General features: G+C 49.0%; 15 protein-coding genes, 7 tRNA genes and 1 pseudogene. All 23 read right to left on the bottom strand.

Features of this window, described 5'->3' with window-relative positions; genetic code table 11:
• Nucleotides 1-34: 34 nt before the first annotated feature.
• Entirely contained in the window at nt 35-1063 is a 1029-nt protein-coding gene (locus DWX91_RS12430) for an LCP family protein (RefSeq protein ID WP_118472778.1), read from the bottom strand.
• Entirely contained in the window at nt 1060-1779 is a 720-nt protein-coding gene (locus DWX91_RS12435) for a CpsD/CapB family tyrosine-protein kinase (RefSeq protein WP_118472777.1), read from the bottom strand. Before DWX91_RS12435 ends, DWX91_RS12430 begins: the two co-directional genes overlap by 4 nt.
• A gap of 6 nt (nt 1780-1785) precedes the next feature.
• Nucleotides 1786-2577 carry a YveK family protein gene (locus tag DWX91_RS12440; RefSeq protein ID WP_118472776.1) on the bottom strand — a complete coding sequence of 264 codons (792 nt, stop codon included), beginning with the start codon at nt 2575-2577 and terminating at the stop codon, nt 1786-1788.
• Nucleotides 2578-2656: 79 nt separating this feature from the next.
• Nucleotides 2657-3433, bottom strand: coding sequence for a CpsB/CapC family capsule biosynthesis tyrosine phosphatase (locus DWX91_RS12445; protein WP_118472775.1), 777 nt, complete (start codon nt 3431-3433; stop codon nt 2657-2659).
• Between the two features lie 617 nt (nt 3434-4050).
• On the bottom strand, nt 4051-6009 hold the full coding sequence (locus tag DWX91_RS12455) for a fructose-1,6-bisphosphatase (RefSeq protein WP_117795592.1): 1959 nt from the start codon (nt 6007-6009) through the stop codon (nt 4051-4053).
• A 282-nt stretch (nt 6010-6291) separates the two neighbouring features.
• On the bottom strand, nt 6292-6774 hold the full coding sequence (locus DWX91_RS12460) for a GNAT family N-acetyltransferase (protein WP_118472804.1): 483 nt from the start codon (nt 6772-6774) through the stop codon (nt 6292-6294).
• 411 nt (nt 6775-7185) lie between these two features.
• The gene (pdxT, locus tag DWX91_RS12465; RefSeq protein ID WP_022360404.1) at nt 7186-7764 is read right to left on the bottom strand and encodes a pyridoxal 5'-phosphate synthase glutaminase subunit PdxT; all 579 of its coding nucleotides are present in this window, start codon (nt 7762-7764) and stop codon (nt 7186-7188) included.
• A gap of 1 nt (nt 7765) precedes the next feature.
• Complete coding sequence (pdxS, locus tag DWX91_RS12470; RefSeq protein WP_118539091.1) at nt 7766-8641, bottom strand: pyridoxal 5'-phosphate synthase lyase subunit PdxS; 876 nt, start codon at nt 8639-8641, stop codon at nt 7766-7768.
• Nucleotides 8642-9005: 364 nt separating this feature from the next.
• A pseudogene (gene rsmI, locus DWX91_RS12475) lies at nt 9006-9856 on the bottom strand (16S rRNA (cytidine(1402)-2'-O)-methyltransferase).
• 15 nt (nt 9857-9871) lie between these two features.
• Nucleotides 9872-10603: a tRNA1(Val) (adenine(37)-N6)-methyltransferase gene (locus DWX91_RS12480; RefSeq protein ID WP_118539093.1), complete on the bottom strand. Its 732-nt coding sequence runs from the start codon at nt 10601-10603 to the stop codon at nt 9872-9874.
• Nucleotides 10593-11504, bottom strand: coding sequence for a stage 0 sporulation family protein (locus DWX91_RS12485; protein ID WP_022360400.1), 912 nt, complete (start codon nt 11502-11504; stop codon nt 10593-10595). The genes DWX91_RS12480 and DWX91_RS12485 overlap by 11 nt, the downstream gene beginning before the upstream one ends.
• Nucleotides 11505-11508: 4 nt before the next feature.
• Nucleotides 11509-12498 (bottom strand): DNA polymerase III subunit delta', encoded by a 990-nt coding sequence (holB, locus tag DWX91_RS12490; protein ID WP_117796592.1) that lies wholly within the window; start codon nt 12496-12498, stop codon nt 11509-11511.
• A gap of 260 nt (nt 12499-12758) precedes the next feature.
• Entirely contained in the window at nt 12759-13376 is a 618-nt protein-coding gene (locus DWX91_RS12495) for a guanylate kinase (RefSeq protein ID WP_118539095.1), read from the bottom strand.
• Nucleotides 13377-13567: 191 nt separating this feature from the next.
• Nucleotides 13568-15160 carry an aminotransferase class I/II-fold pyridoxal phosphate-dependent enzyme gene (locus DWX91_RS12500; RefSeq protein WP_243017856.1) on the bottom strand — a complete coding sequence of 531 codons (1593 nt, stop codon included), beginning with the start codon at nt 15158-15160 and terminating at the stop codon, nt 13568-13570.
• A 92-nt stretch (nt 15161-15252) separates the two neighbouring features.
• A complete protein-coding gene (locus tag DWX91_RS12505; protein WP_118539097.1) occupies nt 15253-16092 on the bottom strand; it encodes a ComEC/Rec2 family competence protein in 840 nt (279 codons plus the stop codon).
• A gap of 26 nt (nt 16093-16118) precedes the next feature.
• Nucleotides 16119-16373, bottom strand: a complete 255-nt coding sequence (locus DWX91_RS12510; RefSeq protein ID WP_118539099.1) for a hypothetical protein — start codon at nt 16371-16373, stop codon at nt 16119-16121.
• 319 nt (nt 16374-16692) lie between these two features.
• Nucleotides 16693-16765, bottom strand: a tRNA-Lys gene (locus DWX91_RS12515).
• Nucleotides 16766-16768: 3 nt separating this feature from the next.
• Nucleotides 16769-16841, bottom strand: a tRNA-Phe gene (locus DWX91_RS12520).
• 196 nt (nt 16842-17037) lie between these two features.
• Nucleotides 17038-17111, bottom strand: a tRNA-Met gene (locus DWX91_RS12525).
• Nucleotides 17112-17177: 66 nt separating this feature from the next.
• Nucleotides 17178-17259: transfer RNA gene (locus DWX91_RS12530), tRNA-Tyr, on the bottom strand.
• A 9-nt stretch (nt 17260-17268) separates the two neighbouring features.
• Nucleotides 17269-17341, bottom strand: a tRNA-Thr gene (locus tag DWX91_RS12535).
• Between the two features lie 18 nt (nt 17342-17359).
• Nucleotides 17360-17432 (bottom strand) — tRNA-Val (locus tag DWX91_RS12540).
• A 61-nt stretch (nt 17433-17493) separates the two neighbouring features.
• Nucleotides 17494-17568 (bottom strand) — tRNA-Asp (locus DWX91_RS12545).
• Nucleotides 17569-17578: the final 10 nt, after the last annotated feature.

Genomic DNA, 17578 nt, shown 5'->3' on the forward strand with positions numbered 1-17578 from the left:
AACCTTCCTTTCCGGCTTTCAAAGCCTTTGCTTTTTAAGCTTTTTCTTTATAAAAAAGATTGATGACAATCTCTTTTAGCTCATCCATATCTGGATAAAACTCTTCGAATTTTCCCTGATATATTTTTCCCGACAGTTCAATAAAATCACCGTCTTCCATGGCATCCGGACTGTTCAAAAGCGCCAGTCCCATGTCCATGTACTGGTCCTTTGCCATGTTGGTGATCGCCAATTTCTGTATTCCATCCACCAGCCGGGTTATGGTGGTTTTGTCTGCCGCCTGACTTTCCTTTGCCTTCTGAATAAACGCTTTCAGATATCCTTTCTGCCGGTGAAGACGAATACTTGCGGAACCCTCTTCGTCCACATCCCGGAAGCGGACATATTTTTCTGTCAGATCTCCGATCAGGTTGACTGTTTCTCCCATCTTGAAATCTTCTGGATACTGGTTTGCGACCATCTCGTCATCCACAGTAACCGGCACACCACCGACTGCATCATTGAAATAGGGAATCGAATCCATATTGACTGCAAAGTATCCGTCGATCTTAAGACCAAATAAAAGTTTAGAAAGGGCTTCTGCTGTCAGTTCACAGCTTTCTTCCCGCCCGTCTCCAAACGCATACGCCAGCGTCAGCTGCTGTGTCTCGGTTCCCAGAGGTTCCCCAAAATAGTCAAATACCTCTATCTCCGTCATTGTATTTCTTGGAATCAGAACAATCTGAGCCTGATCTCTGGACGCGTCCTCGGCGATCAGAAAGATGGCATCGGCATCGCCGCCTTTTCCCGAAACTACCTGTGATGCCATCTCGCCCTTCGTATCAATACCCATACAAAGAATGGCTCTCATCGCTGTATTCCGGCGATATTTCTTTCCATTCCAGGTCAAAATCCCATTTTTCTGGTCTTCTGCATCCTTGTTTTCCTGCTGCCCGCGTGCTTCCATCTCCTGCACGGCTGCTTCTCTCTCTTCATATCTGTAATACGCATGGATACCGAATCCCACGCAGGCGATTCCCAGCGCCGCTCCGGCAATCCATCGAATCATATTCTGCTTTTTCATTTATCCGACTCGTTTTCGTAATATTTACTATATTTGGAATATTTTCCATAATATCTATGATAGTATCCGCTGCCTGCCATATCGACACGATTCAGTACGGCTCCTAAAATCCGGCAGCCCGTCCGCTCAAGCTGGTTTTTTGCTTTCTGCACCAGGCGATAACTGAGCGCCCCGCTTTCAACTACCAGGATAGCTCCGTCACAGCGCTGAGAAATAATAGCTGCGTCAATGACACTTCCAAGAGGCGGCGTATCAATGATGATCGTGTCATATTCATTTCTTGCCCATTCAACCAGCCGCGCAAATGCGTCCTCTCCCAGCAATTCCGCCGGATTCGGCGCCATCGGGCCAGAGAAAATGATGTCAAGATTTGGCAGATTGGTATGATACAGAATATCCCCCAGCAGTTTCTGTCCTGTCAGGTACTGCGTCAGACCGTAAATCTGCTGCCCGAATCCGAAGCGGGATACCAGCACGGATTTACGGATATCGGCATCAATAAATAAAACTCGTCCCTCTGTCTGTGCCATTGAAATCGCCAGCTGGGAAGATGTCTCACTTTTTCCCTCATCCGGCATCGTGCTGGTCAGCATGATCACTTTCAATCCACTGCCCGAAAACTGAATGTTGGTACGGAGTGTTTTCATTGCTTCCTCATATTGATAGTCTTTTTTTTCATCCTGTGTAACCGGGATGAACAGATTCTGGTTTGCCATGCTCTCCTACCTTCTTTCGTTTTTCTCTTTTCCGGCAAATGGATTGATGATATCCCAGATGCCAGAGGTACGTTTTACTTTTTTCTCGCCTCTTCCGTGAATCTTGCTCTCCGGAATCACAGCCAGTACCGGCAGTTCCAGATATTTCTCCACATCTTCCTCTGACTGAATCGTATCATTCAAAATAACGGTCAGGCTGATGTATGCACACACCAAAAAGGCTGCTATCAAAGCGCCAATCGCAGCATTTTTGGTATTGCTCGGACTGGTCTTTTTAACAGCCACCTCACCGCTCTCGATGAGTTTCGGCGGTGTCATCTCCATGATTTCTCCTACATAGTCCGATGCTACTTCTGCCGTCGTATCAACGATCTTTTTTGCCATTTCCGCATCCGGATCCTGCGCTGAGATGCTCAGAATACGTGTATCTTTCGGATTCTCCACTTCAATCTTCTTAACCAGGTTTTTATAGTCCATGTCCAGATGAAGTTTATCGACTACCTCTTCCATGACCGAGCGGCCGGTAATGATCGTCTTGTAATCCTGCGTCAGCTGCGTGCCAATCTGCAGGTCGGCCAACGATGTCAGTGTTGTTTCTTTTGTCAGTACATAGATTTTTGCGGTTGAAGTGTACTGCGGTGTGAGCAAAAAGTAACTATATGCCCCTCCAATTGCTCCTCCAATCACAAGCGCTCCGATGATAATCCAGAGTTTCCGGAGCAATGCATACAAAATCTCTCCGACATCAATTACATCCTCGTCATCCCACGCCTGTTTTTGACTCTCTTTCGTTTCCATACCTTACAAATTTCCTTTTCTTTCTTTTTTTCTGACCGGCATTCTGCCAATCTGTTTCAGATGTATTTTAGAGTTTCTCTTATAATCGTTCATCCAGGATTATTTTTTCTGGATTCTCCACTGACAATTGTCTGGCCAATGTATCCCCGCCTTTTTTCCGGATCCAGGCAAGTGCCCTGTCACTGTCCGGTGCACGATGATGAACCCCATGCATATCGGTTCCCAAAAAACTGATATATCCCGCCAGCAACACTTTACGGCACCAGCGCCGTTCCAGTCTCTCACGTAAATTCCAGACATTTCTAAGCTTTATCAGACTTCCGTAATTCATCTGAAGATAAGCGCCCTCCCTCTGAAGCTCTGTCAGACGTCCTGTCTTTCTGAGACACTGATAACGCTCAATATGCGCCAGCACTGGGAAATATCCCGCCAGCAGCAGCTCCCGGACTGCATTCTGTATCTGGCTCCACTGCGACTGGGGAAGGAATTCTACCAGAACATAATGACTTCCCGCCAGTGTCAGCAGTTCTCCCCTCTGAAGCATATCAGCCATGCCTTCAAAATATTGTATTTCCTGCCCGCTATACAGTCGCAGCTCCGGCATCACCTTCTGAACCGCTTTTGCCATCTGCTCCATAAGTCTCTGTATCTGTTCCGGTTTTGTCCGCCAGTGATAGACGGTATAATGAGGGGTTGCTATCACATTGCGCACACCTTGCTGATATGATTTCCGAAGCATCCGAACACTGGCGCTTATGCTTTTCGAGCCATCATCAAGTCCCGGAAGAACGTGTGTATGTATGTCCGAAATTCTTTGTTCTTTTTTTTTCGGCTCTTCCTGCGATTTTTGCAACATTCTATTCTCTCCCTTCGCTCTCAGCGCCGCTTTGTTCTCCCGTCAGATCCAGCCATCCATGCGTCTGCCTTTTTCTGCGGTAACAGCCGCAGCTTTTTGTATGTCCACTTTTTAAATGCGTTCCGTAAACCAGACAGATGTTTCCGCAATCGCATTGGCACACCCAGTATCGGTGAACTCCTGTCTTCTTCTCGCTCTGTCTTATAATCAAAAGATGTCCATATTTCCGCCAACCAGATTTTCCTGCTTTATATATGTCCCTGTATATGACATAATATGTATTATGTCATTGCTGCATTCCTTTTTTTAATAAATTTTTTATTATTGTACTATAAAATATTACAAACTACAACCGCAACGCAAACTGGAATATTGCGTTTTTTTTGTTTTGAAAATAATGTAATCAGAAAATCAACGTTTTCCTTTTTTCTTTTCTCTCATCGGCTGTAAAAGTCCTCAAATCACGGCACACTGTATATGACATGATACATATTATGTCATTGCCGTATTCCTTTTCATTTTACACTCTCTGATTTCTGAATATTTGCCTCTACAGCATTCACTGCAATCGGATCACTTACGTGATTTCCATTTGCATCCGTTGTCTGGCGAATGATCTACCGCGTAAATTTCTCCGCGATCGCACCGCTATAGTACGCATTCAGCAGTTTTTCCAGATCTTTGATCTTCTCTTTCAGTTCCCGTCCGATATCGGTATCCCCGACGCACTTGCGCTCCGGCACCCATTTGACCATACGGCTCTCGGAATGGATATCACTCTCCTTCTCGATCGCCGCCTCGGTGGACTCAAACGGATCGTGCGCTGCCAGAATCAGACCGTAGGAGTTGTAAATCAGCGTATACCCCGCGATACCGGTTTCTTTCTGATATGCCCTTGAGAAACCACCGTCGATGACGAGAAGCTTACCGCCGCATTTGAGCGGGCTCTCGCCGTCTTTGGATTTGACCGGGACGTGACCGTTGATGATGTGCGCGCCCTCCGGCTCCAGACCAAACTCACGGAGAATGCGGTCAAGCACTTCCTCATTTTCCAGCATATCGTAATACGGATTTTTTACTTCTTTATGTGTCTCTTTTTCTGCCAGAAAATAGCGTTCAAACGTTGCCATCTTGTCCTTGCCGAACAGCGGGGAATTTTCATTCAGCCAGATATACCACATCATATCCCTGCCTTTTTCCCGCTCTGCCTTATCGACCGCGACAAACCCCTTGCGGACATAATTGTCCAGAATATCGTACAGCGCCTTTCCCTTATATTGCTTGCCGTAGATCTCTACCTCCTTGAAGGTACCGTCCTTATTTAACGGAACGCAGCCATGGTAGAGAAGGTTATTGTTGTATACTTTATAGAGACTTCCCTTCGCCAGCAGGAATTTCATATGCTGCTGCAGCTTCTCGCAGTTCATGAATGCACGTTCCAGACGTTCCATAATATCCGCTTCTTCCGGTGTAAATGCATATGGATCTTTCGGATCTACGGTCGGGAAATTCATATCGAGCATCTTGTACTCTTTGCCGCCCAGCTCCAGAACACCGCGTTCAAAATCAATATGATGCAGAAGATTTCGTTTCTCCAGGCCAAATTCCGGATGGCGCTTGATGATCTGCCCTTCCGCCTTGAACTGGATGATCGAGATCGCCTTGTGCATCTTCTGGTTCATCTCGCGCTCAGACGCACTGTAAGAGTCACTGCCCTTTAACTGGAAGCAGGTGCACGGGTCATCCCCATATGTATTGATCGCAAAGGTTGCCAATGGAAGAAGGTTGATGCCGTAACCATCCTCCAAAATATCCAGGTTTCCATATCGTGCGCAGATACGGATTGCGTTTGCAATACAACCCATCTGTCCCGCTGCCGCGCCCATCCAGAGCACATCGTGATTGCCCCACTGGACATCAATCGAATGATAGGTCATCATCTTGTCCATGATGATATGCGGCCCCGGACCTCGGTCATAGATATCACCCACGATATGAAGATGATCGACCGTCAGGCGCTGAATCAGCTCACTTAGCGCTATGATAAAGGCTTTCGCCCGTCCCACACGGACAATCGTCTGGACGATCGCATCGTAGTAGGATTCCTTGTCCTGCAGATCGCCGCGCTCAGTCAGAAGCTCTTCCAGCACATAAGCAAATTCCTTCGGAAGCGCCTTGCGAATCTTCGAACGCGTGTACTTGCTCGCTGCCCGGCGGCAGACCGCAATCAGACGATAGAGTGTGATCTTGTACCAGTCATCCGGATTCTTCTCCGTCTGCAGAATCCGGCTCATCTTCTCCGCCGGATAGTAAATAAGGGTTGCCAGCGACTGCTTGTCCTGACGGCTCAGGGTATTTCCAAATACATCGTCAATCTTTCGCTTGACGGAACCGGAACCATTTTTCAATACATGGGAAAATGCCTCGTATTCTCCATGGATATCGGTCAGGAAATGTTCCGTTCCTTTCGGCAGATTTAAGATCGATTCCAGATTGATGATCTCCGTCGATGCCGCTGCAATCGTCGGGTAAAGCTCTGCCAGTCGATCCAGATAACGCGCCTGCAATGATTTCATGTTTTCTCTAACCCCTCCTGTTTGCGGACGCCCCTTTTGACCCTTTTTCACCCAATCCCGTGCATCCTGCTTCCGATGCCCGTTATGCATATAAAACACATGCAAAAGATACACGCAGAAAGATGGAAAAGAATTTGTAATGCTTGTTACAAAAAATCGAAATGGCGTCTCATTTTTAATTCTGATACTTGTATCTTATCACACTTCTATTAAAAACGCCATTTCGATTCCTATAATAAGTATTATTAGTATTTGCGGGCAATCACGTATTTCTTCTTAAATTTAAAACTTATACCGCATCTGATACCAAGTCACATTCCCATGCACCGATTCCGAGATCCCCTCATTCACAAATCCAAACTTGGCATAATAGGCTATCAATTTTTCCTTACACGTCAACACAAGTCCCTTCCTCCCCTGTTTTCTGGCATCCTCGATGGCGCACTGGAGCAACTGTCCCGCATAGCCATGTTTCCGATATGCCGGGATCGTATTGACACCAAAAATCATCTGCCATGCGCCGTTTTCATCGTGCATTTCTGCCCGTTCGTACATCTCATCCGTCAGATCTGGCTTGTCTGTGACGAAGCCGTCCACAAACGCAATCAGCTTTTCGCCTTCAAACATGAGCCAGAAATAATTTCCATAATACTTAATTCTCTCCGCAAACTCCTCTTTCGTTGCGGCTTCCGCTGCCGGAAAGCATTCTGCTTCCACGGCTGCAATCTGAGCCAGATCTGCTATTGTCGCTGTTCTTATCTCCATAATATCTCGTATCATCCAATTATCCTCGTTCGAGGATAAAAAAATAATCTCCTTTCTCTCTTCAAAGGCATTCGCCCATATAATTCAAGTCGAACGTCCGTGAGACTTGGCGCGTGATTCTGGTCAGCGAAGCTGACATATTCTTTACAGAATCACTGCGCATCCTCGCGGAGCGTTTATCTCAGTCGGAGAATGGACTCCCACTGAGACAAATTTGCTATTACTCACCACCTGAAGAGGTGGGAGTCTTCTCGACTGAGATAAAAAAACGGTCAGAATCAATGACATCTTCCCACATTTCAGAAATATATCATCCATTCTGACCGCTTTAAATGGCTGCAGTTCTCGCTCCCCTTACCAGTAGGTTTCACTTTTCATCAACCACACGCTAATTTCTACCAAATTACACTCTTAATTTCCTTTGCAGACTTCCTCTAGAAAATACCGGTGCACCGTCACATCCTCATTCAATTCCGGATGAAATGCCGTCGCAAACTGGTTTCCCTGTCTGGCTGCGACTATCTTTCCGTCCACTGTCGCCAGCACCTTAACATTTTCCTGAAGCGAAGCGATGTACGGCGCGCGGATAAAAGTCATCGGAATCGTCCCCAGACCGGCAAATTCAGCCTCCGTGTAAAAACTTCCGAGCTGACGCCCGTAGGCATTCCGCACCGCCGACACATCCATCGTCGCAAAGCACGGCGTTCCGCCCTCGATCTCCTTGGCCAGAAGCAGAAGCCCCGCGCACGTTCCATACACCGGAAGCCCTGCCGCAATCTTTGCCCGAAGCGGCTCATAAAGCCCCAGCTCATCCAGGAGCTTGCGCATTGCGGTGCTCTCGCCGCCCGGCAGAATCAGTCCGTCCATCGGTCGCTCCAGATCCGGAAGCTGCCGGATCTCAAACGCCTCTGCGCCCAGTTTCCGTACCATGGCAATGTGTTCGGCAAACGCGCCCTGCACCGCCAGCACGCCTATCTGTTTTTTTTCCATCTTACTGTCCCCGCTCTGCCATCAAAATCGCAATCTCATTCTCATTGATACCAACCATCGCCTCGCCCAGATCCTCAGAAATCGCAACAAGTAATTTTGCATCTTTGTAATTCGTTACTGCCTGCACGATCGCCGACGCACGTTTCTCCGGATTGCCTGACTTGAAGATACCAGATCCAACAAAGACTCCCTCTGCGCCCAGCTGCATCATCAGAGCCGCATCCGCCGGGGTAGCCACACCGCCTGCCGCGAAATTGACAACCGGGAGACGTCCATTGTCATGTACATAGCGGAGCAGATGAACCGGAACTTTTAACTGTTTTGCTGCCTCGTAAAGCTCATCCTCACGCAGGTTCTGAACCCGGCGGATCTCCGAATTCATCGCACGCATATGGCGGACTGCCTGTACGACATCGCCCGTTCCCGGCTCGCCCTTGGTACGGATCATCGAAGCACCTTCCTCGATCCGGCGCAGCGCCTCTCCCAGGTCTCTCGCACCGCAGACAAACGGAACCTTGAACTGTGTCTTGTCAATATGGTACACATCATCCGCCGGAGATAATACCTCGCTCTCATCGATATAATCAATCTCGATCGCTTCCAGAATCTGCGCCTCCACAAAATGACCGATCCTGCACTTTGCCATAACTGGAATCGAAACTGCCTCCTGAATGCCGCGAATCATCTTCGGGTCACTCATACGGGACACACCACCTGCTGCCCGGATATCCGCCGGAATCCGCTCCAGCGCCATAACCGCACACGCGCCTGCCGCCTCCGCTATCTTCGCCTGCTCCGGGGTTGTGACATCCATGATAACGCCGCCCTTTAACATCTGTGCCAGCTGTTTATTCAGTTCATAACGATTCTCTGCCATTTTTATTCCTCCCGTAGTTGAATATGATTTTTCTTTGTAAGCCAAGCGTCCTTACGAGCCTTGCAATCAATACCCGAATCCACTGAATCATTCACAGGCAAGCGCCTCTTCTGCCTTTCTATTCTGCCTTGCGAAAAACAATTCACTGACATTCTGTATTTTTACATTCATTTCCTCATCAACTTAGTAGGAATTATAGCAAAAACTGTACTGATTAAAATATACACTTTTAAATATTTTAATCAGTACAGTTTGTTCTTTTCTCAAATCTTATTCTATTTTTCTTTTATCTGCACAAACCGGAGCGCCCCGGCATTCCACCAACGCCACTCCACTTACCCATTTTTCAGCTTTCCGTTTGTGTCTACGCCTCTTCCGCCTCCAGCAGCGCCTGGTACACATCCCGCTTCGAAATCCCGCGGTCCTTCGCCACCAGCTTCATCGCTTCCTTGCGGCTGTTTCCCTGTGATTCATAATGTTCCATATGCTCTTCCAGGGACATCTGCTGCCAGCGCGCCTGATCCTCCGCCTCGATCTCCTGGACGGATTTGCCCTCGATGACGATCACGCACTCGCCCTTCGGCTCATTTTCCGTATAATACGCCACCGCCTGCGAAAGCGTCGTCCGGAATGCCGTCTCGTATTTCTTCGTCAGCTCCCGGCAGATAGACGCCTTTCTATCCCCCAGCGCCTCGTAAAGCTCCGTGAGCGTCCGCAGAAGGTGGTGCGGCGCCTCGTAAAGCACAATCGTGCGCGTCTCATTCTGAAGCTCTGCAAGCACCCGCTGGTGCTCCTTCTTGTCCGTCGGAAGAAATGCCTCAAAACAGAACCGTCTCGTCGGAAGTCCCGAAATAATCAGCGCCGTAACACACGCCACCGCTCCCGGAAGCGCGGTTACTTTAATTCCCGCCTCGCAGCACTGGCGCACCAGCTCCTCGCCCGGATCCGAAATACCCGGCGTCCCGGCGTCCGTGATGCAGGCAATATTCATGCCCGATTTCAGCTTCTCCACCAGCACACGCGCCTTCTCGACCTTATTGTACTCATGGTAGCTCGTCATCGGTGTATGAATATCAAATGATTCAGAAGCTTAATACTGTGCCGCGTGTCCTCCGCCGCAATCAGATCCACCTGCTTTAACGTCTCCAGCACCCGGAATGTGATGTCATCCAGGTTGCCGATCGGCGTGGCACACAAATATAATGTTCCTTCCATCGTTCTCCTATTCCATTAATACCCGTAAATATCATAAATCTCATCCGTATACACGCCCGGCTCTTTGTACACAATGATCGGCTTTTCCACTGTCATCAGCGCGCCGCCGCCGCGCACCGCCTCGATGAGAACCATATTTGCCTCTTTATCTGCAAACGGATGGACAAATTTCATCCGCTTCGGCTCCAATTTCTGACTTTTCATCGCCATCAGAATCTCAATGAGCCGTCTCGGACGGTGCACCATATAGAGTCGTCCGCCGGGACGAAGTGCCGAAGCCGCCGCGCGCACGACATCCTCCAGATTGCAGAGAGCCTCATGGCGGGCAATCGCCTTGGGAAGATCGGGATTTTTCAGCCCGTGGCTGTCGTTCATGTACGGTGGGTTCGTCGTTATCACATCAAAGGATGCCTTCTCAAACAGCGTCGGAACCTCCTTGATATCGCCCTGCACGATCGAAACCTTCTCTTCCAGCCTGTTGAGCGCCACACTCCGGGATGCCATCTCCGCCATCTCCGCCTGAATCTCCAGACCTGTAAAATGGCTTCCTTCCGTCTTTGCCTCCAGAAGAATCGGGATAATACCGGTTCCCGTTCCCAGATCAAGCGCTTTCTCGCCCGGCTTTACCGATGCAAACCCGGACAAAAGCACCGCGTCCATGCCAAAACAGAACCCGTTCGTCTTCTGGATGATCCGGTATCCGTTCCGCTGCAGTTCATCGATCCGCTCGCCCTCTTTAATTATCATCCAGCTTCGACTTTCCTTCCTTTTTCTCCAGTGCCTCCAGCGCTTTCAGCTCCGCATCGTTGACATTTCCCCTGTCACGGCGGCGCTTCGGCTTAAACTTGAGCTGATCCACACGGTAATCACGGATCTCCTTCTCATCCCGTCCTACCGTCACAACCACCTTTACCTGCTGGCGCAGGACGCTGACGCTGTGAACCTCGCCTTTCAGCCCGTCATCCGTTGTGACGTAATCGCCGACACTCGGCAGATGGCTGTTCAGATCCTCATACGTCTCTTCCTCGTATTTCAGGCAGCACATCAGACGACCGCACACCCCCGAAATCTTCGTCGGATTTAAGGACAGGTTCTGCTCTTTTGCCATCTTGATTGAAACCGGAATAAACTCCGATAAATATGAATGACAACAGAGCGGACGACCACAGATACCGACGCCACCCAAAATCTTCGTCTCATCCCGGACGCCAATCTGGCGCAGCTCGATCCGCGTCTTAAAGACCGCCGCCAGATCCTTGACAAGCTCACGGAAATCGATTCTTCCATCCGCCGTAAAATAAAACAGCAGCTTATTGTTATCAAAGGTGTATTCTGCATCGATCAGCTTCATCTGCAATTCATGCTTGCGGATCTTTTCCTGACAGATCTGGAATGCCTCATGCTCTTTTTCTTTATTCTTCCGTTCCAGCTCCTCGTCATTCTTCGTCGCCATACGAATGACCGATTTCAGCGGCTGGATCACCTTCTTCTCATCCACCTCTCGGACGCCAAGAACCACCTCTCCGAACTCGATTCCGCGGGCGGTCTCCACGATCACATGATCGCCCATCTTGATTTCCATCTGCGCCGGATCGAAGTAATATACCTTTCCGGCCTTGCGGAACCGGACTCCTATTACCTTTATCATAAATTTAATTCTCCTTCATCGTCAAAAGCATCAGCTCCAGCGCCAAATCGGTGTTGACGTTAGCATTCAGCCGGACTTTTGCCTTTTCAATCGCACTCAATATCTCTTCCAGCCCCTCATAGGAACTCTTCTGGCAGCAACTGCTGACCGCCGAATACTCCTCCTTAAAGATCAGCGAATTCATGTCCTTTGTGACCTTAAACATCAGAATATCCCTGTACCAGAGCTGCATGAAATCCAGGCACTCATACAGATCCAGATTGTCCTCCTGCAGCTTGCGGATATAATCCAGAAGCATCGGAATATCCATGTCTTTGATATTTTTAAGCAGCGTCAGCACCTCTCGGTACAAAAGTGCAAACTCCTCCGAAGAGGCGAGATGAATCGCTTTTCCTAAATTTCCTCTCGCAAACGCCGCATAAATATCCGCCTGACCATCCGAAACGCCCATTTTCTCCGTCAGGTAATCGCTTACCACCGAATCCTTGAGCGGACGAAGTTTCAACTGGATACAGCGGGACAGGATCGTCGGCAGAAATACCTCCGGGTTCGTCGTGATAAGCACCAGCACCGCATAGGCCGGCGGCTCCTCAATCGTCTTTAAAAGAGCGTTCTGCGCCTGCACCGTCATTTTCTCCGCCTCATCGACCAGATATATCTTATATGGACTGCTGTACGGGCGGATCGAAACCGTATCATTGATCTGAATTCGGACATCATCGACACCAATGCTCGCCGGTTTCTCATGTGTCACCCAGATCACATCCGGATGGTTGCCCGACAAAAACTGCTTACAGGAATGGCATTCCATGCACGGCTCCGTCCCATGTTTCTCGCACAAAAGCGTCATGGCAAATGCCTTCGCGATCGTCTTGCGTCCCATTCCTTCCTCGCCCGACAATATGTAAGCATGTGAAACTCTCTGATACCCGATCGCCTTCTGAAGGTGCTCTTTTATCTTCTCATGTCCAATAATATCGTGAAAACCTGCCATCTTGATGCTCCTTTCAGGGCTGGACTCTGGATTTTAATTCTAAAATCGTTTCAATCGTATGGATCGGTTGGGATCCCTTCTATCATGCCCTTCTTTTATTATTTGTAAATCTCTATCATCTTAGTATAACACAAGATTTACCCTCTGCCTAGTGCGATGAAATTCCGAATTTGTTACTGTTCACGCATACGTGCTCAGTAACGGAATTTGCCGTGGCTTCGCATTTAAATACGGCAAATTCCTGCTGCCACCACGTTTTCTTACGGCACTTTCGGTTCCAAAACTGCCAATCCGTGAGCCCGAATTTCCCTTACCAACGTATCCACACACGCTTCCAGCTCGCGGTTTTCAAACCGGTTTTCCGCCCGGATCCCACATTTTTCCATATTTTCGGCACTGAAATCTGCCTCATCCGCCAGGAAACGGCGGCACAGCTCCGCATACTTTGGCTCTGTCTGCTGCCGTTCCCGGTCAAGCGCACGCTGAAGGCGTTCACCGTCCTCCACCTCGATGTAAAGCGGCACCAGCACATCCGCACCGAAATAATTCCGCGTCCCCTCATACGATTCCAGCGTCCCGATCATGAAATAATCCTGCGATCCCAGATCGATCTGCCCATCGTCCACCGTTGCATAACTCCACGGTCCATAAACAGTCTGGTAGGTTCTCTTTTCAATGATCTTTCCCTGTTTCTCCAAATCCGCAAGCCTTTTTCCGGTCACAAAATAATACTCCACACCGTCCCGCTCGCCTGCCCGGATCGGTCTGGTCGTATACGGCACCACCGTCCGAATCTGCGGCAGCCGCTCTCTCAATATCTTATAGATCGTGTCCTTCCCGGACGCGCTCTTTCCCATCACGTAAAATATATGTCCCATCTTCCTATTATGCCTTTCCAGCCAGTATTTTCACACGCATTCCATCGTATATATAAATCCGATTTTTCTCTGTTTCTTATGGCAAATGTGTGAATTTGTCTTCGACAAAGGATTTTTGCCTTGTAAGCCAAGGTTTTCGTACGGTTCGCACAGTAAATGTGCGAACCTGGTAAATCAATACCTGATATTTTCTAAATAACAACCTCTATCCACAAATTCAATTTGTCTGATTTTTCACAAATTCCTTCCACCGTAAGTCCCAGCTTCCAATCCTCACGGATCCGCGCGATCTCCCTTGTTCCAATCCGCTCTCCCGGCATCAGCATCGGCACCCCCGGCGGATAAATGGTAACGCAGATCCGCGCCGCCCTTCCTTCCGCCTCCTCAAGCGGCACCAGCATGCCATCCCCATGCCATGCCTGCCAGGGGAGACACATCTGCTGCGGATAGTTTTCTGAATCATTTTCTTGGTTCAGTTTCTGATTCGATTGTGCTCCCGAAAACGGTTCCTGCCTGCCTTGTTTTGCATCTTTCAGCCCAACACTTTCCGCCTCCAGCTTTTCCACCCGCGCATCCAGCTCCAAAAGTGCCCGCTCCAGACGCGAAAATCCTTCCTCCGTATCCATAAACGAAGTCATCAGAAGCACATACCGCCCGCTCGACATCTCCGCCTCCAGATGATACTCTGTCCGCAAAACCTCTGCCAGTCTGGTTCCCGTCATAAAATCTGGAAATAGCACCAGTTTTGACGGATCATATCCATACACACCTGCCGCACCACAGATTTCCTCTTTCAGAAGCCGGAAATGTTTTAGCTTCGCCAATTTTTCCCGGAGTTCCCGCAATCGTGCGCCATACCGCGCCATCTCCCCGGCTCCTTTTTCTGCCATATACCGGACGCAGTTCTCCATCGACGCAATCAGAATATACGACGGGCTGGAACTCTGGTAAACCGATAAATACTGTTCCACCTTCTTCGCATCCAGAATCTGGCTTTTCAGATGCAGAATCGCCGTCTGTGTCAGGGATGGAAGCGTCTTGTGAAGACTCTGGATCACCAGGTCTGCCCCCTCCTGTAACGCCCCATCCGGGAAATAGCTCCCATCCCCAAATGGCAGATGCGCGCCGTGCGCCTCGTCCACAATCAGCGCCGCTCCATGCCGGTGCGCCGTCGCTGCAATCCCCTGGATATCCGACACGATCCCCTCATAGGTCGGGGAAGTCACAAACACCGCCCGGATCTCCGGATGCTCCAAAAGTGCTCGTTCCACCTGCTCTGGCTCGATCCCTCCCGGAATCTGAAACTCCGGCACCTCCTCCGGATATAAATATACCGGTTCCAGCTGGTTTAAAATCACCGCGTGATACGCCGATTTGTGGGAATTTCGAGCCATGAGGATTTTTTCCCCCGGCTTCACTGCCGCCGCGATCGCCGCCAGAATCCCGCACGTACTGCCATTCACCAGATACCAGCTCCGGTCTGCTCCGTACACCGCAGCCGCCGAATTCATCGACTCTTTCAAAATATCTTCCGCATGATGCAGGTTGTCAAATCCATCAATCTCCGTGATATCCACCGAAAATGGATTCGGGGCGGAAGTTATCCCCATTTTCACCTGGCGTTTGTGGCCCGGCATGTGGAACGGGTAGACATCCGACGCCGCATAGGTGGATAAACGTTCTAAAAGCGGCACTTCCGGACGTAGGATGATTGTTTCCGACCGCATTTTCCTGTCTTTATTCACTTTTTCTTCTTCCTTCTGTTTCTCTCTTTTTTCGTTCATATCTTATTTCTATCCGCTGCACCGCATCCCAGAAGCATTTCATTTCCCTGAAAACAACTTTTTAAAATTTTATTTCTATCTTTTATAAAAAACTACCGCAGTATCTGATCGCCATCCTTGACACAAAGATTTTTCTTCACACCTAATGTTACCATCCATCCACGGACAATCGGCGTCTTATACGAACCAGCGCCCGCGACGCCATCCTGCACATTATCCCAGAGCCAGTCCGGCGTCGGCCATAAGCAGACCTCCGGTGAAATCTCCTGGTAGAGCTCCTCTTCCACGCCTCTCTGCCCATGGTGCGCCATCTGTAGCACATCCGATTTCAGTTCCTCCTGCGTATGATTGGCAAGAAAATCTTCCCCTGCCTGCCAGCCCATATCACCCAAAAACAGGATCCGTTTTCCGCCCATCTCCACGCGGTACGCGACCGAGCTGTTATTAAAACTATTTTCCGTGCAGGCAAATGGCTCGTTCATCACTGTGATCTCCGCGCCCGCCACTGAAATCTTCTGCCCTTTCGTAAGCGTCCCGCATTTTTCTGCTTCCGGCAGTTTCGCAATCGCTTCCGTGATCCGATCATAACACTCCAAATCTGAATCCCGTCTTGAAACCTGCTCCTGACCTAAAAATTCTTTATTCAGAAATGAATAATACACCTTACCGATCGAGATCGGCATCGGATCCATGTTTAAAATCTCCGTGATCGCCCCCACATGATCGCTGTGCGGATGGGTTAAAAGCCATGCATCCACATGACCGCCCAACTCCTGAATAACCTCAATCAAATGCGGTGCATCGACATCACGACCGCCGTCTACCACGATCACCGCGCCTTCCTTCGTCTTCATGACGCAGGAGAGGTTCTGCCAGATATCCGCACACGCTAAAAGCCGAAGCTCTCCCCCGTCCAGATACGGCTCCTCCACACCCGGCTCCGCCGCCTCCGCCGCAGCTAACGCTCCATTTCTGCCGCCGACTGCTGTTCCCCCAGGTTATCTAAATCAATCGGCTGATCTGGATTTTCTCCATTTTCATTTCGGACAGCCTCCCGCTCTGTACTGTCCACGATTGCTACCGTTCCGGCTATCTCCGGATAGTTCGTGAACCGGCGGCTGCATCCGCTCAAGTTCAAAAGGAACGTCATGCCAAGCGCCGCCGCTGCATATAAATATTTCCGGCGTTTCTGTTTCATCTTGTTTTGCTCCATTTTTCTTCTCCATTTTAAAATTTCTGCATTTGCCTATTTCTATTCTTACTTCCATTTTGGTTTTCTATTTGCTTCTGTTTTCAATCAATTATAACAGCTGCCATATCCGAAAACAAGAAATTATATATTCAAGAAAGACTCCTGTCTGAATGGCTTTTTTACTTAACATGAATGTTAAACGAAGTTTCCTATTTCTTCTTCGCGCGAGTGCGCATCATTGACACGTTAGTGCCTTTTTGTGTAATAGGGAATTCCAAGGAATTTCCTATTACACAAAAAACCGCCACACTGTCTCCAGTGTGACGGCTTCTCATCTTCATGAGGCATCGGGGATTCGAACCCCGGACAACTTGATTAAAAGTCAAGTGCTCTACCGACTGAGCTAATACCCCATATGCCCAGAACCGGAATCGAACCAGTGACACGAGGATTTTCAGTCCTCTGCTCTACCAACTGAGCTATCTGGGCGTAATGGTTATTTGATTTTATGCGGATTAAAAATTTGCTTGTCGCTTTTTTTAGTCCGAAGTGCTCAGCTCAAAAACTTCGTTTTTTCGCTTACGGCATTCGCCGTATACATCTAAAAATATATCTGTTAAAAAACATGCAAGCATGTTTTTAACTTCTATATTTTTATCTGTGCACTTCTCATTGCATAAAAAAATTGCGGGGGCAGGATTTGAACCTGCGACCTTCGGGTTATGAGCCCGACGAGCTTCCAGACTGCTCCACCCCGCGCTAATTCTTACTCTATTATTATATACAATTTCTGGAAAAATACAACCATTATTGTAAAAATAATAATGGATGGAGGTGGATTCGAACCACCGAAGCGAGACGCAACAGATTTACAGTCTGCCCCCTTTGGCCACTCGGGAACCCATCCATTTTAAAAAGCCGATGATCGGACTCGAACCGATAACCTGCTGATTACAAATCAGCTGCTCTGCCAATTGAGCCACATCGGCATAAAACATTGGTAACAATGGGGCCTACAGGGCTCGAACCTGTGACCCTCTGCTTGTAAGGCAGATGCTCTCCCAGCTGAGCTAAGACCCCATCTACGATACTGCACCAGTCCATATTCATTTTTCAAAGAATTGAAATAGTCGTATCTAAACGACCCGGATGGGGTTCGAACCCACGACCTCCGCCGTGACAGGGCGGCGCTCTAACCAGCTGAGCCACCGGGGCCAAAAGGTATA

The sequence above is a fragment of the Clostridium sp. AF22-10 genome (assembly GCF_003478725.1).
Classification (GTDB): domain Bacteria; phylum Bacillota; class Clostridia; order Lachnospirales; family Lachnospiraceae; genus Otoolea; species Otoolea fessa.